The organism is Streptomyces sp. DSM 116795 (assembly GCF_055792905.1).
Genome location: NZ_CM147707.1, coordinates 6,558,138 through 6,582,408, shown reverse-complemented (window position 1 = coordinate 6,582,408; position 24,271 = coordinate 6,558,138). Strand labels below are relative to the sequence as shown.

Below are 24,271 nucleotides of genomic sequence, written 5' to 3'. Positions count from 1 at the left end.
GTAGAGCACCGGTCGTGCGGGCTGTCACCCGTGCGGGCGTCTCGATGCACCTTCGTGCCGTGCGGAACCGTCACAGGAGGGCGAAGGGTAAGTAAGGCAGGGGGAGGTCAAGTGCTCGCCTTCGTGAATGTCTCCTCGGGGAGAGCCTGATCGTCCGCGCGGTAGGTGTACGCCGCTTCCCGCACCGATTCGTTGCTCTCCCAGCCCGCCCCGACGGCCTCGCCGATGGTGGCCAGGGAGCTTGTCAGCCATACGAGTTCCCACTTGTCGCCGATCCGGACAGGATGGCCGAGCGTCTCGGAGAACAGCCCTGTCGGAACGAGAAGCAGGGAACCGAGCCATGTCAGCACCAGCAGACTGCCGTAGAGGGAGAGGACGCCGATCGTGACCGTTGCCAGGGTCACGATGTTGAAGAGGATCACCTGTTCTCGTGCCTCGGGCCGGGGACTGCGCTCCCACAGCTGGGCGCCGAGGATGAACGTGCAGATCGTGGTGAGAACCGACGCAACGGTGATCAAGCCGAGACGCACTGCTCCCAGGTCGTCCGCCAGCTGCCAGATGTCGCTGGTGACCAGCGCCAATGCGGCCGTCCCCAGAGCGGTGACGGACGCACGTGTGAGGTGCATGCTGAGCTGCCACGGGCTGTTGGCACGCAGCATTCCCACCAGGAGCCGCATGTTGCCCGCGGTGACCCGCGCCACCATGCGTACCTCGGACTCGTCCACTTCGATCTTGTGGCCGAGTTCCTCGACTCTCCGCATCACTCCGGGAGGCGGACCCAGGCGGTTCACAACTCCGCGTTGATCCACCTCTGCCGCACTGATGTCCCCGATGAGGGCCGCTACGAGGCGGGTGACGGTCTCAGCGAGCCGCTGTCTGACCCCCATCGCGCCGAGCGCCGGCATCGAAACCACCGCGACCCCGTGGCTCGCGCTGGCGTGCGCGATCACGGGGCGGCGTGAGGTCGCGATCGGCAGGTCCGTCACCACGACCGCGAGATCCCAGCCTTCCCGGAGCAGCCGCTGCCTGCCCGCCGAGATGATCTCTGCCACGTCGGTGGGTGGCACGGCGAGCCGGTCGGAGACGGCTTGGAACCTCCAGCGCACATCGGGTACCCGGGCGGTCATCCGGTCGGAGAGCTCCGCTTCCATCCCCCTGACGAACTCCGAGACCATCCCTGGTGAGGCAGCAACGCCGACGACGATTTCGATCGTCTCTTCGCCGATGTCTCCCTCGACCGGCTTGTCGGGGGTGTGCATCCGGCCAGCACACCAGCCCCTGCGGGGCGAGTCCAGTGAACGCACCGGCCCGCCGGTCAGGTGTGCCGCTTCGCCGAGGCTCAGTCGCTCAGCTCCGGTTCCCCGAACAGCGCCGCGTAGCCGGAGGGCAGCTGGGTGAGGAGCTGGTTGAACTCTCCGCCGGAAACCGATTCGGCGACGGTTGACAGTACGGCGCTGGCGTCCCATTCGGCTGTCCTGGTCTGGACTCTGGTCCGTTCGGCGACCCGGGCGAGGAATTCGGTGACCCCGAAGGACTCGGCCGCCTCCGTGCTCCTGTCCAGCAGTGGCCGGTCGATCGGCTCGGGCAGCTGCGAGGCCAGGTCCTTCGCCTCGCCCCCGGTGATCCGGGAGCTCAGTACATCGAGGACCGCTTCGGTGATCTGCATCGCTTCTGCCTGGTCCCGGTACTCGCCACGTTCGCGCACGCGGGCGAGGAATTGGTCGCTCTTCATGACGGACCTCTCGTTCCGATCACAGGGTGGACATGGCTCTCGCAGGGGTTCGAGCAAGGTGTTCATGGGCGAGGCGTACGGCCATGGCACCCTCGCCCACGGCGGAGGCGACGCGTTTGACCGAGCCGCTGCGTACGTCTCCCGCTGCGAGCACTCCCGGCCAGTTCGTTTCGAGGGGCAGCGGTTCCCGTTCCAGCTGCCTCCACGGGCCCTCGTAACGGGTTTCGCCGGGTTCGCTTCCGGTGACGACGAATCCGCGGTCGTCGAGAACGAGCGCTTTCCCGAGCCAGTCCGTACAGGGACGAGCGCCGATGAAGACGAAGAGGGCCCGCACCTCCAGGTCACTCCCCTGCCAGGTCCGCAGGTTGCGGACCTTCACCCGCCGGATCGTGTCCTCGCCGGTCACTCCGACCACTTCCTGTTCCAGATGCACCTCGACGCCGGGGCGCTGTTCGATCTGGTCGATGAGGTAGCGGGACATGTTCCGCTCCAGGGAGTCGTCGATCGCGACAATGTGAACGCGGGAACCGTTGTCCGCGAGGAAGACGGCAGCCTGTCCGGCGGAGTTGCCGCCGCCCACCACGGCCACGGGGTCCTGGCCGCACATGCGGACCTCGTGGGCGGTTGCGGCGTAGTGGATGCTGCTGCCTTCGAAGTGTTCGCTGCCGGGGACGACGAGTCGCCTGTAGCGAACTCCCGTGGTCACGACGACCGTGCGTCCGGCGGCGTCAGTTCCGTCGGCGAGGGCAACTGTGTAGTGATCCCCGTCGCGTCGCAGGGCCTCGGCCGCGGCCGGCACCTGGATGTCGGCGTCGAACTTGTGAGCCTGGAGCACGGCACGTTCGATCAGCTCGCCACCGGAGATCCCGGAGGGAAAGCCGAGGTAGTTCTCGATGCGAGACGTTCTGGCGGCCTGACCACCAGTGGCGACGGCGTCGATCAGGGCCGTCGAGTAGCCGTCGGAAGCCCCGTAGACCGCGGCGGCAAGTCCGGCAGGCCCCGCACCGACAACGAGAAGATCATGGACTGACGCGTCTCCAGATGGTGCCGGCAGGCCCACCAGACGCGCGAGCTCGGCCGCGTCGGGATTCCGCAGCACATGGCGGCCATTCCAGATGACGACCGGTGTCTCCTGCGGGGTGATGCCGAAACGGCGCAGAATCGCCTCGGCCTCGTCGTCACTGTCCAGGTCGACCAGGCGGTGCGGCAGACGGTTGCGCGCGGCGAACTCGCGCAGCCGGCGGGTCTGCGGCGAGCGGCACGAACCGAGAATCCGGAAGCCCGCGCCGGCCCCGATGAGTCGGGCGCGGCGTCCGAGGTAGGCACGGAGTATTTGGTCCCCCAGCACGGCATCGTTCGCGACCACTTCACGGAGACGGTCCACGGAAAGGGCGAGCACTTCGCCGGCCTCCCGGACAACAGCGGTGTAGAAGGCCCGCTGCCCCTCCAGCAGACCGAGTTCACCCAGGAAGCGCCCCGGACCGTGGGTGGCGACAAGCCCTTCCTCCGGCAGGCCGAAGTCGTGCACGACGTCGACCAGGCCGCTGAGGATCACCAGGAACTCCTGGTTGGGCTCGCCCTCGCGGAACAACACCTCGCTCGACGCGGTCGGGCGCCGATCACCGCAGGCGGAAAGCCGCTCAACCTGTTCGTCCGTCAGCCGTGGATAGGCGCCGTGCATGTCCGGGGTCTCGGTGGACATCAGGTCAGCTCCTCTCCCCTGCCGGGCGGCAACCGGTGAGTGCACGGCGCCGAGCAGCGCACGTAAGGCTGCAGGCCGTGCGGATGGTCACCGGGGGTCACACCTCCTAGCCGCGGGATGCGGGGGCCGCCTGGTCGTGCCGGGCGAGCGTCTCCTCCACCCAGGAGCGCAGGCTCGCCGCGGGCAGGGCACCGGCACGGCGCCCGATCACCTCACCCCGGTCGAGGATGAGCAGCGTCGGCACCGCCTGCACCTCGAATCTCCGGGCCAGCTGCGGGCATCGACCCACGTCGGCCTTCACCAGCTTGATGCGGCCCGCTAGGTCGGCTGCGACCTGTTCCAGCGTCGGACTCACCGTGAGGCAGGGCCCGCACCACTCGGCCCACAGGTCGACCAGCACCGGCAGATCTGCGCGCTCCACAATGTCGGTGAAGGAGTCGTCCGTGGTGGAGACGATCCACGGCAAAGGAGACCGGCAGTTTCCGCACCGGGGTGTTCCGGATGCGGAAGCCGGGAGACGGTTCGTCCGTCCGCAGGAAGGACAGGACACCGTCTTGACCTGCGGTGTACCCATGGATCTCACGCTGCCCTGGCGAGGGAGTCGTCGGCGGCCCGCTCCTCCGCCGACGCCTCGTAGGTGACCGTCAGCTCCCCGTTCTGCGCGTCGACGCGCACGAGGGCGTCGTCCGGGACGTCGCCCCGCAAGAGAGCGCGGCCGACGATCGTCTCGACCTCGTGCGAGATGTAGCGGCGCAGCGGACGGGCCCCGTAGACGGGGTCGTACCCCTGGTGTGCGATTAGCCGGCGGGCCTCCTCAGTGAGTTCGACGGTGATCCTGCGTTCCGCGAGGCGGGAGCGCAGGTCGTTGAACTGAAGCTCGACGATCTGCTCGATCTGCTCCTGGCCGAGCGGGCTGAACAGGACGATGTCGTCGACGCGGTTGAGGAACTCGGGCCGGAAGTGGCTGCGCAGCTCGTCCATGACGCGGCTGCGGGCGTCCGCCTTGATCTGCCCTTCGGCGGTGACACCGTCGAGCAGGTGCACCGAGCCGATGTTGGACGTCAGGATGACGACCGTGTTGCGGAAGTTGACGGTACGTCCCTGCGCGTCGGTGATCCTTCCATCGTCGAGCACCTGAAGGAGGGTGTTGAAGACGTCGGCGTGTGCCTTCTCGATCTCGTCGAAGAGCACGACGGAGTAGGGCTTGCGCCGGACCGCCTCAGTCAGCTGCCCGCCTTCCTCGTAGCCGATGTAACCAGGCGGGGCACCGACCAGACGGCTGACCGTGTGCCGCTCCTGGTACTCGCTCATGTCCAGCCGCACGATGCTCTCCTCGGAGTCGAACAGCGCTTCCGCGAGTGCCTTGGCCAGCTCGGTCTTACCGACGCCCGTCGGCCCGAGGAAAACGAACGACCCGATGGGCCGCCGCGGATCGCGGATGCCGGAACGCGACCGGATGACCGCGTCGGCGACCAGCCCCACGGCCTCGTCCTGCCCGACGACCCGCTCCCGCAGGATGTCGTCGAGCCGGAGCAGCTTCTCCCGCTCGCCCTCCTGGAGCCGTGTCACGGGAATCCCGGTCCACGCGGCGACGATCTCGGCGATCTCGTCCTCGGTGACCACCTCGCGCAGCAGCCGCGACTCGCCCTGCTTGTCGGTCAGCTGGTCCTCGTCCGCGGCGAGCTTGCGTTCGAGTTCGGTGATCTTTCCGTAGCGCAGTTCCGCCGCACGGTTCAGGTCGTAGGAGCGCTCGGCCTCCTCGGCCTCCTGGCGCGCCTGCTCCAGCTCCTGGCGTATCTCCTGCACCCGCCGGATCGCCTGACGCTCGGCCTCCCACTGGGCCTGCTTGGCGTCCGCCTCGGCCCGCAGGTCGGCCAGTTCCCGGCGCAGCTCCTCCAGGCGCGCGGCGCTCGCCGCGTCCGTCTCCTTCGAGAGGGCGGCCTCTTCGATCTCCAGCCGCGTGACACGGCGGGTCAGCTCGTCCAGCTCGGCAGGCATCGAGTCCATCTCGGTGCGCATGCGGGCGCATGCCTCATCGACGAGGTCGATGGCCTTGTCGGGGAGGAACCTGTCGGAGATGTAGCGGTGGCTGAGCGTGGCCGCGGCCACCAGCGCGGTGTCCTGGATGCTGACGCCGTGGAAGATCTCCAGCCGCTCCCGCAGACCGCGCAGGATCGACACGGTGTCCTCGACCGACGGCTCGTCCACCATCACTTGCTGGAACCTGCGCTCCAGTGCGGCGTCCGACTCGACGTGCTTGCGGTACTCGGCCAGCGTCGTGGCGCCGATCATGTGCAGCTCGCCGCGGGCGAGCATCGGCTTGAACATGTTGCCGGCGTCCATCGCGCCCTCGGAACCGCCGCCTGCCCCGACGACGTTGTGCAGCTCGTCGACGAAGAGAAGGATGCTGCCCTCCGCGGCCTTCACCTCGCTGAGCACGGCCTGGAGCCGTTCCTCGAACTCGCCGCGGTACTTGGCTCCGGCGACGAGCGAGCTGATGTCGAGTGAGAAGACGGTCTTCTCCCGCAGTCCTTCAGGGACATCCCCGCTGACGATGCGCTGCGCCAGACCTTCGACGATGGCGGTCTTGCCAACACCGGGATCGCCGATCAGGACAGGGTTGTTCTTCGTCTTCCGACTGAGGATCTGGATCACCCGGCGGATCTCGGCGTCCCGGCCGATGACCGGGTCGAGCGTCCCGCTGCGTGCCTCGGCGACCAGGTCACGGCCGTACTTCTCCAGCGCCTCGTAGGCACCCTCGGGAGTGGCGGAAGTGACACGCTGGCTGCCGCGAACACGCGTGAGGCTGTTCAGGAAGGAGTCACGGGTGACGCCGTGATCCTTCAGGAGGCGGCCCGCTCCGGTCGCGGAGCCTTCCTCCGTCATCGCGAGGAGCAGATGCTCCACGGAGACGTACTCGTCCTTCAGCCTGCGGGCCTCCTGATCCGCGGACTCGAGCAGCTTCGCCAGACGCTGCGTCACACGGACCTCGCCCGAAGGCGCCCCGGCGCCGGTCTGCTTGGGCTTGCGTCCCAGCTCACTCTCCACCGCCTCCCTCAGCGCCGAGGGGTCGGCTCCGGCCTGTTCGACGAGGCGCGGGATGAGGCCCTCGCTCTGGCCGAGGAGAGCGGACAGCAGATGTTCGCCGTCCACTTCGGTGTGCCCCAGCCGTGTGGCGGTGGACTGCGCCTCCTGCAGCGCTTCCTGTGACTTCTGAGTCAGACGGTTCATATCCATGACGAGTCATCACTCCTCACGCCGCTGCGGCGCAGCGCGGCTTCGAGCACGGCGATGCGGTCGAGCAGGTCCATAACGAGTCCCAGCGACGCGTAGTTGAGGCAGAACCCGGCTCGCAGCCGCTGGATGCGGGCAAGGGTCAGGGGCGCGGACGAGGGGAACCACAGCCTTCCTTCGGCGTCGCGATGCACCTCAAGCAGGCCGAGTGTCACCAACCGCCGCACCATGTCCGGATGCAGTCCCGACCGATCCGCGACGACGTCCAGGCTGAGCCGGTGTACTGGTGCCAGCACATAGGAGGGACGTACCGCACCTCTGTCTGCGATGTGGGAGGCGGGCTTCGATCGCGGGATCATCGTGGCCTCCTCGGGTCGAAGTCGGAGCTGGCCGCGAGCTCTTCGAACAGCTCGCGTTCACGAGGCGTGGGCTCGGGCGGCACCTCGATGCGCAGCCTGGCGTAGAGGTCGCCCGGCGTACCGCTGGGGTTGGGCATGCCTTCGCCGCGCAACCGGAGCCGTCTGCCGCTGGAGGAACCCGCGGGCACGGTGACCTTCGCCTGCCCGTCGGGAGTCGGCACCGGAACAGTCGCCCCGAGCGCCGCCTCCCAAGGGGTGACGGGAAGCGAGACGTGAATGTCGCGGCCCTCGAGCCGGAACTGCGGATGGGGTGTGATCCGCACCCGCAGGAACAAGTCACCGGCAGGGGCGTCCGGGCTGCCCCGGCCGCCCTCACCCGCCAGCCGGATGCGCTGTCCTTCGACGACACCGCGGGGGATATCGACCTGGTAGGTGCGGGCCCCCTCCGCGCCGCCGAGGGTGACGCTGCGCCGGCCGCCCCTGTATGCCTCCTCGACACTGAGCGGCATCTCCGCCTCCTGGTCCGCGCCGCGGACCGGTCCGCCGGGGCCGCCGCCTCCGAACATCGAGCCGAAGAGATCCTCGAAGTTGATCCCGGCGTCCTGGAAGTCTCCGAAGCCGCCTCCGACGTCCTGCGAGACGCGCACACGAGGGCCGCCGCCCTGCCATGCCCCGGCTCGCCCGGCACCGGCGCCGGCGGCCACACGCTCGTCGTAGTCCTCGGGGATCTGACGGAACGCGGGACCGTAACGGTCGTAGCGCGCACGGGTCTTGGGATCGGAGAGAACGCTGTAGGCCTCGTTGAGTTCCTTGAACCGTTCTTCCGACGCCGGTTCGGTGTTCACATCGGGGTGATACTTCCGGGCCAACGTGCGGTAGGCCTGCTGGATCTCATCGGCACTCGCACCCCGGTGCACTCCGAGGACCTCGTAGTAGTCCTGTGCCATGGCAGGTCACTCCAGCCGGGCTGTGACGGTGACAGCCGCAGGACGCAGCTGATTGACGCCGTCTCCATAGCCCGGGCGCACAACCTCGTGGACGATGCCGGGGGCGGCTCCGTCGTCCTCCACCGTGCCCACCGCCTCGTGACGAGTGGGGTCGAAGGGCACCCCGGTCTCGTCGTGCCGCGGGAAGCCGAGCTTCTCGAAGGTGCTTACCGCCTCGTCCCGCACCGCCCTGACGCCTTCGATGACGGAGGACTCACCGGCTTCGGCATGTTCGAGAGCCAACTCCAGGTGGTCGATGAGGGGCAGCAGGGCAGCCGCCGTACGGGAACGCTCCACGGAGCGTTCCCGTTCGAGTTCACGGGCATGACGCTTGCGCAGGTTGTCCAAGTCGGCCAGCGTGCGCTGCCAGCGCTCCCGCAGCTCCTCCACGGCCTGCGACTGCTCCTCGGGCCCCGGCTCGGCCATGGCGGCTTGCTGCTGGCCGCTGTCGTCCTCCGCAGGGACGTCCGGCTCGTTGGCCGCGTCCCCATCGTTCAGGGGAAACTCCATCTCCGTGGGCTCGTGTTCGCTCGACATGCCGCGCCTCAGCCCTTGTCGAACTCGGCGTCGACGACGTCGTCGTCACCCGGACCGCCCTCTCCGGACGTGTCGCTCGGAGAAGCGCCGTCGGTCGAGGCGGCCTGCCCCGGCTCTGCTCCCCGGGCTCCCAGGGAGTGGAACAGCTGCTGCAGCTCCGAGGTGAGCGAGCGGACCCGCTCCACGCTCTCCTGTTCCTGCACGGCCTTCCGGGCGTCGGCAACGAGCATCTCGGCGCGGGACTTCTCGTGCTGGGGTGCGTTCTCGCCCAGCTCCGACAGGCGGCGTTCCACCTGGTAGGCGACGCTGTCCAGCTCGTTCCGGGCGTCGACGGCCTGGCGCAGTGCCTGGTCCTCGGAGCGGTTGCGCTCCGCCTCGGCCACCATCTGGTCGACCTCGCTGCGGTCCAGATTGGAGCTCTCACTGATCGTGATGCCCTGCTCGGCCCCGGTGTCCCTGTCACGGGCCGTGACGTTGAGGATGCCGTTGGCGTCAACATCGAAGGTGACCTCGATCTGGGGTTCACCGCGTGGCGCCGGCCGGATGTCGGTGAGCTGGAACCTGCCGAGCACCCGGTTGTCGGCCGCGTTCTCCCGCTCGCCCTGGAGCACCACCACGTCCACGGCCGGCTGGTTGTCCTCCGCCGTCGAGAAGGTCTCCGAGCGGCGGACCGGAATGGTGGTGTTCCGTTCGATGATCTTCGTCATGACGCCGCCGCGGGTCTCCACGCCCAGCGAGAGCGGAGTGACGTCGAGCAGCAGGACGTCCTTGACCTCTCCCTTCAGCACTCCTGCCTGGATGCCGGCACCCACCGCGACGACCTCGTCGGGGTTGACGCTCATGTTCGGGTCCATGCCGCCCGTGAGCCGGCGGACCAGGGCCTGCACCGCGGGCATCCGGGTGGAGCCGCCAACGAGGATGACCTCGTCGATGTCGCTGTCGGTGATCTTCGCGTCGGCCATGGCTTGCTTGACCGGCTCCAGGCAGCGCTCGACGAGGTCGGAGGTGATCTGCTCGAACGTGGAGCGCATCACCGTCTCCGTCAGGTGCTTGGGACCGTTGGCGTCCGCGGTGATGAAAGGCAGGCTGACCTGCGTCTGCGTGACGGAGCTCAGCTCCGTCTTGGCCTTCTCGGCCGATTCGAAGAGGCGCTGCAGCGCCTGCGGGTCGCTGCGCAGGTCGATGCCGTTCTCCTGCTGGAAGCTGTCCGCGAGGTGGTCGACCAGCCGCCGGTCGAAGTCGTCGCCGCCGAGGTGCCCGTCACCGGCTGTCGACCGCACCTCCACGACGCCGTCCCCGACGTCCAGGATGCTGACGTCGAAGGTGCCGCCGCCGAGGTCGAAGACCAGCACGCTCTCGTGCTCCTTCTTGTCCAAGCCGTAGGCGAGGGCCGCGGCGGTCGGTTCGTTGATTATCCGCAGGACTTCCAGCCCGGCGATGCGGCCGGCGTCCTTCGTGGCGGTGCGCTGCGAGTCGTTGAAGTACGCGGGAACGGTGATCACCGCTTCCGTCACCTTCTCGCCGAACGCCTTCCCCGCGTCGTCCGCGAGCTTGCGCAGCACCTGCGCGCTGATCTCCTCCGGCGCATACTGCTTCCCCCGAACCTCGAAGCGCGCGACGCCCCCCTCGCCCTCGACCACGTCGAATGCGACGGCCTTGGCCTCGTCCGAGATCTCGTCGTAGTTGCGCCCGATGAAGCGCTTGGCGGAGTAGATCGTGCCCTTGGGGTTGAGAATCGCCTGGCGCCGGGCCAGCTGACCTACCAGGCGCTCTCCGGTGTCGGTGTATGCCACGACGGACGGCGTCGTACGGGTCCCCTCGGCGTTCGGGACGACCGTGGCTTCCCCGCCTTCCCAGAAGGCGATCACCGAGTTCGTCGTCCCGAGGTCAATGCCCACTGCCCTGGCCATGAGATGCCTCCTCGTCCCTCGGTCTCTTCTCGACCGGAAGCGGTCATCTCACTGAGCCGGACCACAAACGCCACCAGACGGAAGCCCCCGGTCCCGCCGTCACCGCTTCCACTTCACGCGGTGCTCGCGCGTCGGTTCCAACACTCCTGGACGTGGAGGTGGGGTGCATGCGCCCCAGAGGTCCAAGTGAGCCCACTCCGCTCGCACCGGCGGGACACACAGGTCGAGGCCGGTCCGCGAACAGGCGGGCGACCCCATCCGTGACTAGCCTGAGAGACGGGAGTGCCGTACCGAGCACGGGATCACCGCATGGGTGTCAAACCGACAGCAGCACGGCAGCAGGAGCCCTCCGCCCTCGATGTATGGGACGGGGAAGACTCGACCGGCCTGCGGAACCTCTTCCTGCTGTCGGTCGAGATGTTCGACGGGCACGGCGAGGACGACGTGCTGCGCATGGCCATGGCAGCCGTGGCCACCCTTGGCCCGTGCAGGACGGAGGCCGGCTACCTCCGGAGTGACGACGCATGGGTACGCGCCATTGACAACCGGGACGGGACCCCCGGCCCGGATCTCGACGATCAGGTCGAAGCGCTCGGCGCTGAGGACGGGACCGTCAAGATCTACGGACGGCACTGGTGCCAGGCGATCGCGCTGCGCTCACCGCGGGGCACCATCGGATACCTCGTGGTCAGCGCCGCTGCGTGCATCTCCGATGACGAGCAGTTCCGGCTCAACGCCCTCGCCCACCAGACCTCGGCCGCATTGAGCAATGCCGCGGGGCGAAGGGCGGAGCGGGAGCACGCTTCGGCGTTGCGACGTGCCCACCACGACCGCGGCAAGGCAATCGCTCAGCTGAAGGAGTCGGTGGCCGAGCTCGAATTCCAGAGATCCGTGCACGAAGCTCTCAGCCAGGCCTCGGCCGAGAGCGAGGAAGGCATCGCGGACATGGTCCGCGCCTTCACCGCCCTCCCCGTCACGGTCGAGGACCCCTTCGGGAATCTGCGGGTCTGGTCTGGCCCCGGCCGCCCGGAACCGTACCCGGAGCCCGGGCTCGGGCGACGCGAGCAGGAGGTGCACAGCGGCATGCGGCGCGCCGGCCCCGTACGTGCGGGGAACCGTCTCACCTGCATCGCCCAGCACCGCGGCAAGGTGTTCGGCACGATCTCGCTCATCGATCCCGGCAGGACCGCCGGGGCTCACGAGGAGTTCGTACTCGACCACGCGTGCGTGGCGCTGGCCCTGGAGATGTCCCACCAGCGCCGTCTGGCGGAGACCGAGCTCCGGCTGCGCCGGGAACTCGTCGACGACCTGATCACCGGCACGGACGACGCAGGCGCCTACCCGCGGGCGGAAGCCGTCGGCCACGACCTTCACGGAGACCACCGCCTCGTGGTGGTGCAGTGGGAGGACAAGCCGCCGGACACCGTCGCCGACGCCGTCGGCCGCGCCGCCACCAGCCTCGGCCTGAAGTTCCTGCTCGGCCGCCGCTCAGGGACCACCGTCCTCGCCGTGCAGGGCGCCGCTGCGCCCCACGCCCTGCATGAAACCGTGGCGGAGGCGCTGGGCTCCACGAATGGAGGTGTCGGGATCGGCGGGCGGGCCGAATCTCCCGCCGACTTTCCCCGTTCCTACGAGGAAGCGGTGCGCGCGTCGGAGTTCCGGCGTCATTCCTGCACGCCCGCAGGCGCCACCGCGTATGACGAGCTGGGCTTCTACCGCATCCTCGCCTCCGGTGAGGACCGGGGGAAGGCTGAGGAGTTCGTACGTGAATGGCTCGGCCCGCTGCAGGACTACGACGCGGAGCACCACACGGACCTGGTGAGGACCCTTTCCCTCTTCTTCGACTGCGGCGGCAAGTACGAAGACTCCGCCGCCGCACTCACCATCCACCGCAGCACCCTGCGCTACCGGCTCGGCCGCATACGGGAGATCAGCGGCCACGACCTGTCGCATCCCGACACACGCCTCAACCTGCACGTCGCCACAAGGATCTGGCAGGTCCTGGACGGATCATTCTGAGCGAACGGTCGGGCGCCGCAGCGGTGCAGGCGGCTGCCTCTGAAAGGCCCCCTCCCTTCCGGGAGGGGGCGGAGAGGCGGACGCAGCTAGCCGTTGCCGTTGCCGTCGTTACTGGCCTTGACTTCGATGTGACGAGGCTTCGTGGCCTCCGCCTTGTGCGCCGTGATGCTGAGCACGCCATCGGACATGGTGGCCTCGACGTTCTCCGTGTCGACTTCGCCTGTCAGCAGCATGCGGTACTCGAACCGGCCGGTGCGCCGTGTGTTGCTACGCACGATGCCTTCGCGTTCCTTCTCCTTGATCTCACCCGTGACGAGCAGTTCTTGACCGTTCACCTCGACGTCGACGTCCTCCGGCTTCACGCCAGGAAGCTCAACCTCGATCTTGAACGCATCGTCGGTCTCGGTCACGTCCGCGAGAGGTGCCCACGCTGTGGGCCCCGTCATGGCCGCCGCGCCGCCGACGCTGGACTCCAGGAGTCCCTCCATCCGACCGACCAGATCGTCGAATTCCATCAGCGGGCTACGCACCCAGCCCCGCGCACGCTCCATAGGTACATTGGGTCGTATCCGTCGGGCCGGTACCGTCATCCCACTTCACCTCCATCCCCGGGGGACGCCCCCGGGGGCGTAACTCTGTTCCACACCGCAAGAGCGTTCTCTCGCCAGTCAGTTCCGGCCGGTACCGAGACGATCCGTCGGTGTGGGACCTTCCGGTCCACAAGCAATTGGCGGGCGCTTGTCTCCCATGTGGTCAGGGTCGCGCGCGGGAGACTCGCGCGGGTGCCCCCGGAAGGCCTAATCGTCCGGAGAGATTCATCCCTCCGGTACGAGAGCCCGCCGCTCAGGGCGTATCCGCGTGTGCGGCGGGTCTTCGTCAACTTCGGTGCAGGACCAGAGAGGCGGGCCGGCCCCGCCTCATCACCTTCCGTCCCCGTCACGCCGGTCCTCTGGGGGACCGCCGTCCTGTCGGTCCCGGCTCTCGCGCCTGCCGGCCGGGGCGTAGACGTCGTCCGGCCGCGCTTCGGCACGGGATTCCCGAACCGCTTCACGAAGCGCCTTCCGGAATCTGCCAGGGCCCCACGAGCGGCCGTGGACGGCCCTTTCGAGGTCGGCCCCCCGGGTGGTTCCCTCTTCGCGGAGTGTCTTCGTCACCTGCTCGATCTCGTCGTCGAGCGCCCGGTCGGCAATGGCCTTGGACCGGCTGGTGGGCCCGGTGGTGCCGGACATGCCCGGTGAGTAGAACGAGTCGCCGGGTCCCGGCATGTACTTCCGCAGTCCGGACCGCTCACGGATGCGGCTGCGCGCCTTACGGTCCGCGACCCTCCGGTCTCGTTCACGGGCCCTGCGACGGACGTCCTCCGGCATCGCCCGTTCACGCTCGGCCTGCGGCGAGGGCTCTTCGCGCCAGTCGGCCTCCGCCTCTTGCGCCGTGAGCGGCGCGGCGATGTTCTCGAGGGACTGCTGCTCGGCGCGCACGCCGAAGAACAATTCCGCCAGGCCGCCGATGGCCATGGCGCCCGCGCCGATGATGAAGCCGGTGGCCAGCAGGTTCTCCTCACCGCTGTGGATGAAGTGGCCGAACAGCAACGGCCCGGTGATCCCGCCCACCGCCGTGCCTACGGCAAAGAACAGCGAGATGGACAGCGCCCGGGTCTCCATGGGAAACACCTCACTGACCGTCAGGTAGGCCGAACTGGCCCCCGCGGAGGCCACGAAGAAGGTGACCGAGAGGAGGAGGAAGAACCACCAGGCCGTCAGGGATCCGTACATCAGCAGCAGGGCGATCGCGACTGCGATGCCGGCAGTGCCGAAGTAGGTGGCGGTGATCATCGGCTTTCGGCCGACCGTGTCGAAGAGGCGGCCGAGGAGAAGCGGCCCGAGGAAGTTGGCGATCGCGAAGATGGCCATGTAGTAGGGCACCGCACCTGAGGAGACGTTGAAGAACCCGCTGAGGATGGAACCGAGATCGAAGACGACGGCGTTGTACATGAACGCCTGGCCGACGAACAGGGAGAGGCCGAGAATCGCTCGTCGCGGATACCTCTGCATCGCTGTACGGGCGATCTCGGTGAACGGAATGACCTCACGCTGCTGGATGGTGATCGCCTGTCCGGGCTCCGGCAGCTCCCTGCCGGCCTCCTGCCGCACCTCGGCCTCGATTCGGTCGACGATCTCCTCGGCCTCCTGTTCCCGGCCGTGGATGAACAGCCACCGGGGACTCTCCGGAACGTTGCGCCGTACCAGGAGGATGCCCAGCCCGAGGATGCCGCCGAGCCCGAAGGCCAGCCGCCAGCCCAGATTCCCCGGGAACGTGGAGCTGAGGAGACCCAGCGCGGCAAGGCTGCCCAGTGCCGAACCGATCCAGTAGCTGCCGTTGATGGCGAGGTCCACCCGCCCTCGGTTACGTGCCGGAATCAGTTCGTCGACGGCGGAGTTGATTGCGGCGTACTCACCGCCGATGCCCATTCCGGTGATGAACCTGACGAGGAAGAAGTACCAGGCCTCGTGGGAGAACGCGGTGGCGACCGTGGCGAGAACGTAGATCCCGAGCGTGGCCATGAAGAGCTTCTTGCGGCCGAAGCGGTCCGTGAGCCGGCCGAAGAGCAAGGCGCCGATACAGGCACCCGCCACATAGATCCCGGCCGCGGTTCCGATATCCGCACTGGTGAGGGAGATCCCGCTACCCGGCTGGGACATCCGGGCAGCCACGGCTCCGACGATCGTCACCTCAAGCCCGTCCAGGACCCAGACCGCGCCGAGGCCGAACACGACACGCCAGTGGAATCGTGACCACGGCAGGCGGTCCAGCCTGCTCGGAATGTGCGTGGTGATGGTGCCCGTATTCACAGAAGTGCCCATGCTGCTCCTTCACGTGTTTCTTCGGGGAAATTGAATGAACGGGCCTCAACGCTCAAATCGCATAAGGTGCTTCGATGCTTCTCTGCCGCGTTCTCGGTCACCGCTTCCGCTTCTTCAGCGAAGGCGGCACGATGCGCTGGTCCTGCAGCCGCGGCTGCGGGGCGCAGGGTGCCAAGCGGTATGCCACGGCCGAGGACGCCCAGCGCTACGCGCGAGCACTCGACCATGAGGACGCGAGCGATCTCGGCCGCCGGGCCCCCCTCGTCGGCTTGCTTCCGTTGCGCATGTGGCGCGCTCTGTCCGGCCATAGCCGGCGAAACGACGCCGGTACGACCCCGGAGTCTCGTGGGCGCTGAAGCCCGGACGGTGTCACCCCGCGGGCGTCCGGGCGCGCTCGATGGGCGGAGGCGACATTCGCGAATCACCCTAGAGCCATAGACGGCGAATAAACCTGTATGCCTGTTCGGTTCACTTTTCGCCTAATTGCAACCGCACGGGAGGTGTCATGCAATGCGGAACCGAGTGCGCGCTCAGCCACTCGATGGCTCGTAGAGCTGTGCAGAGCCGCCAATGACGGGGAACGGCAGTGCCGCGCCTTCGGCCCGGATGCGGATCGCGCTGGTGACGGACCCGGGCCTACCCGCCGAGCTGGCGGATCGCCTGGCCGAAGACCTGCCCCGATTCCTGAGGGAGGACGTGGCCCCCGAGGTCAACTGGCAGGTACGGACGATCACCATGCCGCTGAACGCGGACGAGCAGGTCGACATCTCCGGCCTGGTTGAGGATGTCCTGCCCCGCTTGACTGACCGCGACTGGGACGCAGGCGTCTTCCTCACCGACCTGCCACGCCGCACCTGGCAGGACCCCGTCAGCGCAGAAGTCAGCCATGAACACCACGTCGGTCTGGTCTCACTGCCCGCGCTGGGCTCGGTGCGGCTGCGCCGACGGGCGGCCAAGGCAGTGGCGGAAGTGATCGCTCAGCTCCTGGCCCCCGATGCCGCGAGCGAGACCAATGCCGTCATCGGCCGACGAGTCAGCGCTCACAGGCTCCCACCCCAGTCCAAGAGCGATCGGAGCAGCACCGACCTCTACGTCGTATCCGGGAGTTACGGACGCCTGCGGTTGGTTGCGGGCATGGTGCGGGACAACCGGCCCTGGCAGCTGTTCACGACACTCTCCCGCGCTCTCGCCGGCGTGTTCGCCACGGCCGCCTTCGGCATGATCAACGTAACTTCCTGGATGGTCGCCACCGGCCTGAATACTTGGCGGCACAGCCTGATCGCCGTCTTCTCCGTCGTAGCGCTGACACTCTGGATCATCATCGATCACGAACTGTGGGAACGTCACGCCGACGACCTGTCCCGCGCGAGGGCTCGTCTGTACAACCTCGTTACCGCCGTGACCATCGCCTTGGGTGTGCTCTTCCTCTACCTGGTGCTCTTCCTTGTCCTCCTCGGCGTGACCGGGGTGCTCCTGGTTCCCTCGGTGCTGCAACAGGGGTTGCAGACTCAACCCGATGCCGGTGACTACATCTCACTGGCCTGGTTCGTGACGTCCTTCGGGATGCTCGGCGGCGCCTTCGGTTCGGGGCTGGAAGACGACGGAACCGTCCGCAACGCTGCATACGGGGAGCGGCAGCGCAGCCGCCGGGACGCGCAGCAGAGGGCGAGGAAGAGACGGGAGCAGGAACAACGGGGCGCTCCCACTTCCGATGGAACGAAGACTTGAGCACCGCTGGGCCGAAGAGTCCTGCTCCGCAGCAACCGGTCATCCACAGGGCGGAATCGACCGTGCGCACACCTCCTGGTCACCCTCTAAGCCTTGGTCGGTGCGGCCGTCCTGGCGGCCTGCTCGATCTTCGCGCAGTAGGCTGCGCGGGCTTTCTCGTCGATCGGCTGCTCGTTTTCGGCGCGCACCCCGGTCCGGCCGTCGACGGCCTCGCGCAGGATGTCGGCATGCCCGGCATGCCGGATGGTCTCGCCGAGGACATGGACCATGACGGCGAACAGATTCGTGTTCGGATAAGGCTCCGACCACCAGGGCACGTGGCCGGGGGCATCGAGGGCAAGCTCGTCGATCGTCGCGTCCGAGTGTTCCCACGAGCGCCGGTAGAACCCGATGATCTGATCGCGCGTCTCGTCCTCTGCCGCCCACAGATCGCTGCCGTCGGAGTCCTGCCACCGGCACAGCGGTTCCGGAGAAGGGCGGTCGAAGACCTCACCGAAGTATCTGGCCTCGACCGTGGCCACGTGTTTGACCAGGCCGAGGAGGTTGGTCCCGGTCGCTGTCAAAGGTCTGCGGGCGTCGTATTCGGACAAGCCGTCGAGCTTCCAGAGCAGCGCCTTGCGATCCCGCCGCAGTCTCCCGAGCAGGTTGTCTTTCGCGAACTCATCGATCACGCGGTATGAGCCTGCCATGAGCTGTTCGTGGTCTCAAGATCCCGTACGTGGTCCGCAACGACTGGCAGAGCCGACGCCTGGCCGCAGCCCTGACCTGCTATAAGAAGCTCGCGAAAGCTGCCACATGAGACAACCTCTAAACGACCGGCAGCTGAACCACCTGCTTCACAAGACTGCTGACCGTGGTCTTCCGGGGCCGACGGTAACGGGCCTTACCAGGGTCGACCTGACAGGTGAAACATGTGCGCCTTCTTTGAACTTGCCTGCGCAAGCCTCTCCCTCCGCTGTTTGGGAACCTGCAAGTAGAGCGTCACCGCTCCGGGCACGAGAATGGTGAGGAGGTGTGCGGCATGGCCGTCATGGGTGTGTCCAGGTTCGAAAGATTCTTCCGTGCCGCGGCGAATCTCGACGTGGACAAGAATGACCTGAAGCGCTACAGCGACTTCGTCGATCAAAAACTCTACGACCTGCTGATCGTCGGCCAGGCTACGGCCGAGGCGAACGGTCGGGACACTGTCGAACCTTGGGATCTGCCGATCACCAAGGGGCTTCAGGAGAGCATCCACCGGTTCCGGAAACTGGACCAGGACGTCGAACTCAAGCCAATCCTTGAGCAGTTGACGATACATCCACCACTTGATCGGGCCGCCACTGAGGATACCGAGGCGAGATATCCCGAGATCATCGGCGGGCTGAGCGTGGCTCTGGCTGACACCTTCAAGATCATGTACCCCGGAATCAAGAATCCCCAGACCAAGCACTGGGTGGGTGTGATCGAAATCTTCACCCTGCTTCTCTGACCCAGCCACTCTCGTCTCGAGCGGGCCGTTTTACCGCCGGTTCGGCTGTCCACTGGATGAACCCGGGAGACGACTCTCAGTCTTCGGATCTCAGGTATGGGGCGGATGCGAAGAGGTTGAGGCCCAGCGCGCCGGACAGGTAATGGGTCGCTCGTTGTCCGCGGACGCTGTTCCCGGCCGGGTCCAGACCGGGGGAGAACACGGCCAGCCCGCCCTTGCCGGGAGCGACGGTCAGGATGCCGCCGGACACCCCGCTCTTGCCCGGCATGCCGATCTCGTAGAGCCAGTCGCCGCTGCGCTCATACAGACCGGAGGTGGCGAGTGCGGCCAGAGTGTCGCGGCATACCGCGCCGTCGACGACCTGGTCGCCAGTAACGGGATTGACCCCGCCGTCGGCGAGGGTGGTCCCCATGATGGCCAGGTCGCGGGTGGTCACCGAAAGGGAGCACTGCTTGGTGTAGAGGTCCGTGGCCTCGATCGGATCCCAGCCGAGGCGCTCGTAGCTGTCGAGCAGCCGGGCGATCGACTCGTTTCGCTGGTTGGAGGCAGCCTCCGACTCGTACACCCGCATGTCCAGGGCGAGTTCACGGCCGGCGAACCGGGACAGTCCGTGCTGGATGAAATCCCAACGCTGGGCGGCGTCCGCTCCGGGGACCAGACTCGCGGTGGCGAGTGCGCCGGCATTGACCATCGGATTCATCGGGCTGCCGTGATTGAGTTCAATGGCCAGGATGGAGTTGAACGGCAAGCCGGTGTTGTTGACACCCACCTGCCGCCGGACCGTGTCGTGCCCGAAAGCCTGGTCCACCAAGGCGAACACGAACGCCTTCGAGATGGACTGGATGGAGAAGGGATTGCCAGCGTCACCGGCCTGGCGAACGCTTCCACGCACGTCGGCGACGCTAAGCCCGAACACGCGCGGATCGGCCTCGGCCAGAGCGGGAATGTAGTCCGCGACGTGTCCCGAGGTGTCGCCCCGAAACAGTGCGTAGGCCGCGGACAGCGCGTCATCCACCGCTTCCGCACTGGGCAGGCTGCCGGTGGAGACAGCCGCCGCCTCATGGACCGGCCCGGCCGCATCGCCAGGATCGTGGATTACGCCGCCCATAAACTGTGGCTTCCTCTCACGGATCACCCGCAGGCCTGCCCTTAACTGAGTTGCATCCGGACCTCAAGAAACCCGTGGAGCCAGCACTGGGACCCAGGTACGAGCAGCCTTCGATCTGCTGCTCAGAGGTCTTGCGACCTGCTCTGATTCCTACGGCAGGACGGCAGCCAGCGACTTTGGCACACTGGCGCTGACGTCCTCCCACTCGCCTTCGCTGACGTGGTTCTTGAGCGCCTTGAGAACCGTGCGCACCAGCTGCTCGGTGCCGCCCTCGATCGCGTACGGACAGTCTCGTCGGACGCGCCCGAGGAATTCCTCGCTATCCATCTTCACCGGTGTCTCCGAGGGCTTCCACCCGTCGTAGTAGACGCCGCGCACCAGCGTCGGGAGCTGTGCGGCGAACTGCGCGGCCTCGTCGACCGACAGGCGGTCCCGCAGCGAGTGCAGCACTGCTCGCAGGGCCGCGTACGACTGGTTCCGGCGCTCTTTGGGCCATCCATAGGCCTCCTCGATGTCCTTGAGGAGCCGATTGGCCTTGTCCACCATCGTGCTGAATGAAGGGAATCCTGTCTCAACCATCTCTTGCTCCTTCCTCCGCCCGTGGTGGCCACCGGCCCCTGCAGGGGGACTGGGCCACCATGGGCGAGAGCCCGGCCGACCGTGTCAGCCGCCGCTGTACTCGGTGATCTCGGCGTGTGACGAGGCTTCGCGACTTCCGCCTTGGGAACGGTGCTCGTGAGCACTCCCGCGGACAAATGTCGGATACGAGGCGACGGGCCGAGTGGCCTGATCGTCATCGCCCTGTCCTTTCTTGCCGGCCCCGCGCTTGGAAGAACGAGTCACCCCCTTCCATCAGCATCCAGGGTGACGAGCCGGGCACCCTCGCGCCTGCACCTGCGAGATCAAGAATCCGCACCCGTTGTCCGCCCGGCAGCACAAGATCCGCATCCGATATTCCGGATGAGTCCACGAGTGGGGGGGTGCTGTGGGGCGGTCGATGACGTGTCCTGCCCAGGACGGCCCGGATGTCGGTGGCGGTCGTCCATGGGTACTGCGATGCGCTAAGCAAACAGGCCAGCTGCCAGGTCACAGGTCGCCCTGCGGGAGTCCGCGAACTCGCGCACTTCGGTCGTCGAAGAGGCACCCGCCCTTCGCTGCGCGCCCCACGTCGGTCGGCAACCGCGGCCGACTGCAGTCAGGACGTTTCGTCCTGGGCAGGAAGCGTCCTCTTCCCAGGCCGGAGCCGTCAGGGATGCGTGAGCGGGGCGGTCAGCCGGCTGCCTGCCCTGTGGACGGCCCTGCTACCGGTCTCGCGGGCGTCGCTGCGCACGCACCGCCGACTCCACGTCACGCCAGCGCTCGGCCTCATCACGGCTGCGTCGTGGTCTCCGCCTCAGCCCGCTGCGCGAGCGGATCGTGGAGACCAACTGTCCGAGTCCATCCAGGGATTGCTGCGGCGAGCGGTATGCACCGCTCGGGTCGGAACGACCCCGACCAAGATCCGCCAACTAGCCTTCTCAAGATCCGCCAACAAGAATTCTCGACGTACCCCTGACCTCCACAGTTCAGATCAAGATCCGCCAACTAAAAGTCTCGGTCACAGCCCTGACGGGTCAGCACCGGAGGAGCAGGAATCCGTATGCCGTACATGTCCCGTACGTATCCCGCCGCCGCGGCACCGGTCCTTCGGCGCGCTCAGCTTCCGCCGGACGCTGAGCGCGCGGCACGGGCCAGCAGCAGTTCCTTCTCGCGGGCGTTGCGGGCGAGGGATGCCGCCCGCTCGAACTCGGCGCGTGCCTCGTCGGTCCGCCCCTGGCGCTCCAGCAGATCGCCGCGGACGCTCGGCAGCAAGTGGTAGTCCTTCAGGGCCGGTTCGTCCGTGAGGGCGTCCACGATCTCCAGGCCGGCCGCGGGACCGCGCGCCATGGAGACGGCGACCGCCCGGTTCAGCTCGATCACCGGGGAGGGAGTCAGGGCCGTCAGCTGCCCGTAGAGCGTCGCGATCGCCGTCCAGTCCGTTTCGTCGTAACGCACGGCCTGCGCATGGCACGCGGCGATCGCGGCCTGGAGGGAGTACGGCCCGCGGCCGGCGCGGTGCAGTGCGTCGAGGCCACGCCGCATCAGCAGCCGGTTCCACCTGGCGCGGTTCTGGTCGGCGAGCAGCACGGGCTCGCCGCCGGGTCCGGTGCGGGCGGGAATGCGGGACGCCTGGAACTCCAGGAGCGCGGCCAGGCCGTGCACCTCGGGCTCCGCAGGCATCAGGCTCCGCAGGACGCGGGCCAGCCGGAGCGCGTCCTCGCAGAGGGCGGGGCGCACCCAGTCCTCCCCGGAGGTCGCGGAGTAGCCCTCGTTGAAGACCAGGTAGATCACTTCGAGGACCGAGGAGAGCCGGGCGTCGCGGTCGGGGCCGGCAGGGACCTCGAAGGGCACCCCTGACTCGGCCAGGGACCGTTTCGCGCGGACGATCCGCTGAGCGACCGTCTTCTCGGAGGTCAGGAAGGCACGGGCGATCTCCGGCGTCGTCAGGCCGCCCAGCAGCCGCAGTGTGAGCGCGATGCGGGCGTGCGTCGGGAGCACTGGGTGGCATGCGGTGAAGATCAGCCGGAGCAGGTCGTCGTCGATGTCATCTTCGGCGTACGCCTCCGGCCCCGGCGCTGAGGGCCCCTGACCGGAGACGGCGGACACGTCCTCGAGGGCCCGGCCGACCTCCGCGAGCTTGCGGGCGTACGTCTCCCTGCGGCGTACGAGATCGATTGCGCGGTGCTTGGCCGTGGCCGTGAGCCAGGCTCCCGGTCTGCCGGGAACGCCTGACTCCGGCCACTGCTCCAGCGCTGCGAGCAGCGCGTCCTGCGCGAGTTCCTCGGCGATGCCGACGTCCCGCACGATGCGGGTGACAGCGGCGATGATCCGCGGCGATTCGATCCTGAATGCCGCTTCGACCGTCTCTGTCACGCTTCCTGCTGTCACGGGCACCCATCACAGCAGCCGCCCGCGAAGCGGACAAGCGCGGCCCGGCCGGGTCAGCCTTCGTCAAGCTGCCGGACCTCGGCCGTGACCTCCCACTCCGCCGGGTGGATCTCCAGGAACCGCCTGGCCCACTCCATGGCCTCGGCCTTGTCCTTGCACTGCGAGAGCGAGTAGCCGCCGACGACCTCCTTGCTCTCGGTGAAGGGTCCGTCGGTGTAGCTGACCTTGCCGCCGGACCAGGTGAGCCGGGTCGCTTCGGACGTCGGGGTGAGTCCGGCGGTGTCCAGCATGACTCCGGCCTTGGTGATCTCCTCCAGCAGCGCGTTCATGCGCTCCTGGAACTCGGGGCCCGGAGCCTCGTCGGGCAGGTTCTGCTCGTCTACGCGGATCATCGTCAGAAAGCGCGGCATGGTGACTCCTCGGTCGGAACGGCGGGGCCTTCCCCCGCCTCTCACCCTTGCGTCGAACGGGAGACGCCCGGATCGACATCCTCGGCGGAATTCTTCTGAGAATCCTCGCCGGCCGCCTCCTGAGCGTCCCGGCCACCGGCCGGCGCCCCCGCACCGGCCCCCGCACGGGCCCAGGTCTGTGCCCGTGCCAGCATCTCGACGCCGAGGCCGCTGACCATGAGGCGCTCCTTCGCGTTCGCCATGAGAGCAGCCGTCCAGCGGGTCGGGCCGCCGTCGGCGATGCTCACCGCCTCCCCTCCGGGGGTGGTGAGGCGCAGTTCGAAACAGGCGCCCGCGTAGTAGCCGCGCCCGCGGGTGCGGTCGTCGTCGAAGCCCGCCGTCACCTCGGGGTGTTCCCGGGCGATCCGCTCCAGGACGCGCTCACGCAGGGCCGCACGGTGCCGCCCGTCCGTGAGATCGGTGACCGAGACGTGCAACCGCCAGGAGTGGGGTCCGATCTCCACGAGCCGCCCGAGGACGTCGATGTGGGCGGTGATGTGCTCCGCCAGCGCCGCCGTCTCGAAACGGAAGGAACCCTCGTCCCGCCCGGCCGTGCACATGCCCAGCAGCGCGAAGTGAGCCGTCATGCCCGGCGAGTCGAACACCTGCGCCCGCACCACACGGTGCACGGCCGCCAGACGGACCGGCCGCCGGGAGCGGCGGTCCGTACGCAGCAGCTCCCGGCGGCGTACGGCGCACTCGAGGGCCAGGACGTTCGTGGCGTCGGCGACGACCTCCGTGTTGCGGACGGTGCTCACGACCTTGTGCTGGTCGACGGTCGCCACCGCCGAGTTCGTACCCAGCGGGCTGAGCGGTGACAGCGTGAGGCTGGTGAAGCCGTGCCCGGCGAGGCGCTGATGGAGCAGGAGTTCCACCTCTGCGAGGGCCGCCGGGTGCAGATCCGAAGGACCGGTGAACCGGTTGCGTGCGTACTGCGCCATGAGCCGGGCGGGGGTGACGCCGGCCGCGCGCCGCCGGAAGACCGCGAGCAGCAGGGTCTGCAGGTCCGGCAGGGACAGGCGCTCGGCCAGCGCTGCCATGAGCCCGCTCGAGCGCGCCTCGCGCAGGATCCGTCCCAGATGCGGGTCAGGCGCTTCCGGCGCGGTCATCCCGTCCTCCTTGCGGTCGGCGGTCTCACTGCCTCATCGTGGCGCAGCACCGGGCCGCGGCCGTACCGGTTTTCCGGGGCCCGGCCGGTGTGTACGTAC

Annotated in this window: 20 protein-coding genes; 3 read left to right on the top strand and 17 right to left on the bottom strand. The window is 67.9% G+C overall.

Going from position 1 to position 24,271, the window contains the following annotated elements; genetic code table 11:
• Nucleotides 1-107: 107 nt before the first annotated feature.
• From ACSMXX_RS28495 to dnaK, 9 genes are all read right to left on the bottom strand, one after another.
• Nucleotides 108-1,259, bottom strand: coding sequence for a hypothetical protein (locus tag ACSMXX_RS28495; RefSeq protein ID WP_473181531.1), 1,152 nt, complete (start codon nucleotides 1,257-1,259; stop codon nucleotides 108-110).
• A gap of 80 nt (nucleotides 1,260-1,339) precedes the next feature.
• Nucleotides 1,340-1,732: a DUF2267 domain-containing protein gene (locus ACSMXX_RS28490; RefSeq protein WP_473181530.1), complete on the bottom strand. Its 393-nt coding sequence runs from the start codon at nucleotides 1,730-1,732 to the stop codon at nucleotides 1,340-1,342.
• Between the two features lie 19 nt (nucleotides 1,733-1,751).
• A complete protein-coding gene (locus ACSMXX_RS28485) occupies nucleotides 1,752-3,434 on the bottom strand; it encodes an FAD-dependent oxidoreductase (protein ID WP_473181529.1) in 1,683 nt (560 codons plus the stop codon).
• Nucleotides 3,435-3,540: 106 nt separating this feature from the next.
• A complete protein-coding gene (locus ACSMXX_RS28480; RefSeq protein WP_473181528.1) occupies nucleotides 3,541-3,900 on the bottom strand; it encodes a thioredoxin family protein in 360 nt (119 codons plus the stop codon).
• 113 nt (nucleotides 3,901-4,013) lie between these two features.
• Nucleotides 4,014-6,671, bottom strand: a complete 2,658-nt coding sequence (gene clpB / locus ACSMXX_RS28475; protein WP_473181527.1) for an ATP-dependent chaperone ClpB — start codon at nucleotides 6,669-6,671, stop codon at nucleotides 4,014-4,016.
• A complete protein-coding gene (locus ACSMXX_RS28470; RefSeq protein WP_473181526.1) occupies nucleotides 6,662-7,027 on the bottom strand; it encodes a chaperone modulator CbpM in 366 nt (121 codons plus the stop codon). Before ACSMXX_RS28470 ends, clpB begins: the two co-directional genes overlap by 10 nt.
• The gene (locus ACSMXX_RS28465; protein ID WP_473181525.1) at nucleotides 7,024-7,974 is read right to left on the bottom strand and encodes a DnaJ C-terminal domain-containing protein; all 951 of its coding nucleotides are present in this window, start codon (nucleotides 7,972-7,974) and stop codon (nucleotides 7,024-7,026) included. The genes ACSMXX_RS28470 and ACSMXX_RS28465 overlap by 4 nt, the downstream gene beginning before the upstream one ends.
• Nucleotides 7,975-7,980: 6 nt before the next feature.
• A complete protein-coding gene (locus ACSMXX_RS28460; RefSeq protein WP_473181524.1) occupies nucleotides 7,981-8,550 on the bottom strand; it encodes a nucleotide exchange factor GrpE in 570 nt (189 codons plus the stop codon).
• Nucleotides 8,551-8,558: 8 nt separating this feature from the next.
• Nucleotides 8,559-10,460 (bottom strand): molecular chaperone DnaK, encoded by a 1,902-nt coding sequence (gene dnaK, locus ACSMXX_RS28455; protein WP_473181523.1) that lies wholly within the window; start codon nucleotides 10,458-10,460, stop codon nucleotides 8,559-8,561.
• Between the two features lie 309 nt (nucleotides 10,461-10,769).
• On the opposite strand from dnaK, the gene ACSMXX_RS28450 reads away from it, so the two are divergent.
• Nucleotides 10,770-12,479, top strand: a complete 1,710-nt coding sequence (locus ACSMXX_RS28450; RefSeq protein ID WP_473181522.1) for a PucR family transcriptional regulator — start codon at nucleotides 10,770-10,772, stop codon at nucleotides 12,477-12,479.
• Nucleotides 12,480-12,565: 86 nt separating this feature from the next.
• Here the strand turns inward: ACSMXX_RS28450 and ACSMXX_RS28445 are convergent, their stop codons facing one another.
• Both ACSMXX_RS28445 and ACSMXX_RS28440 read right to left on the bottom strand, forming a co-directional pair.
• Nucleotides 12,566-12,994, bottom strand: coding sequence for an Hsp20/alpha crystallin family protein (locus ACSMXX_RS28445; protein ID WP_473181521.1), 429 nt, complete (start codon nucleotides 12,992-12,994; stop codon nucleotides 12,566-12,568).
• Between the two features lie 405 nt (nucleotides 12,995-13,399).
• On the bottom strand, nucleotides 13,400-15,340 hold the full coding sequence (locus ACSMXX_RS28440; protein WP_473181520.1) for an MFS transporter: 1,941 nt from the start codon (nucleotides 15,338-15,340) through the stop codon (nucleotides 13,400-13,402).
• Nucleotides 15,341-15,910: 570 nt separating this feature from the next.
• Between ACSMXX_RS28440 and ACSMXX_RS28435 the strand changes: the two genes are divergently transcribed.
• The gene (locus tag ACSMXX_RS28435; protein WP_473181519.1) at nucleotides 15,911-17,068 is read left to right on the top strand and encodes a hypothetical protein; all 1,158 of its coding nucleotides are present in this window, start codon (nucleotides 15,911-15,913) and stop codon (nucleotides 17,066-17,068) included.
• Nucleotides 17,069-17,154: 86 nt separating this feature from the next.
• Here ACSMXX_RS28435 and ACSMXX_RS28430 read toward each other — a convergent pair whose 3' ends face one another.
• Nucleotides 17,155-17,739 carry a DinB family protein gene (locus ACSMXX_RS28430; protein ID WP_473181518.1) on the bottom strand — a complete coding sequence of 195 codons (585 nt, stop codon included), beginning with the start codon at nucleotides 17,737-17,739 and terminating at the stop codon, nucleotides 17,155-17,157.
• A gap of 350 nt (nucleotides 17,740-18,089) precedes the next feature.
• On the opposite strand from ACSMXX_RS28430, the gene ACSMXX_RS28425 reads away from it, so the two are divergent.
• Nucleotides 18,090-18,539 carry a DUF1931 family protein gene (locus ACSMXX_RS28425; protein ID WP_473181517.1) on the top strand — a complete coding sequence of 150 codons (450 nt, stop codon included), beginning with the start codon at nucleotides 18,090-18,092 and terminating at the stop codon, nucleotides 18,537-18,539.
• Between the two features lie 76 nt (nucleotides 18,540-18,615).
• Here ACSMXX_RS28425 and glsA read toward each other — a convergent pair whose 3' ends face one another.
• From glsA to ACSMXX_RS28400, 5 genes are all read right to left on the bottom strand, one after another.
• A complete protein-coding gene (gene glsA, locus ACSMXX_RS28420) occupies nucleotides 18,616-19,647 on the bottom strand; it encodes a glutaminase A (RefSeq protein ID WP_473181516.1) in 1,032 nt (343 codons plus the stop codon).
• Between the two features lie 150 nt (nucleotides 19,648-19,797).
• On the bottom strand, nucleotides 19,798-20,226 hold the full coding sequence (locus tag ACSMXX_RS28415) for a DUF2267 domain-containing protein (RefSeq protein ID WP_473181515.1): 429 nt from the start codon (nucleotides 20,224-20,226) through the stop codon (nucleotides 19,798-19,800).
• Nucleotides 20,227-21,342: 1,116 nt separating this feature from the next.
• Nucleotides 21,343-22,599, bottom strand: coding sequence for an RNA polymerase sigma factor (locus tag ACSMXX_RS28410; RefSeq protein ID WP_473181514.1), 1,257 nt, complete (start codon nucleotides 22,597-22,599; stop codon nucleotides 21,343-21,345).
• A 68-nt stretch (nucleotides 22,600-22,667) separates the two neighbouring features.
• Nucleotides 22,668-23,024 (bottom strand): YciI family protein, encoded by a 357-nt coding sequence (locus tag ACSMXX_RS28405; protein ID WP_473181513.1) that lies wholly within the window; start codon nucleotides 23,022-23,024, stop codon nucleotides 22,668-22,670.
• Nucleotides 23,025-23,065: 41 nt separating this feature from the next.
• Entirely contained in the window at nucleotides 23,066-24,172 is a 1,107-nt protein-coding gene (locus ACSMXX_RS28400) for a hypothetical protein (protein WP_473181512.1), read from the bottom strand.
• Between the last annotated feature and the right edge of the window lie 99 nt (nucleotides 24,173-24,271).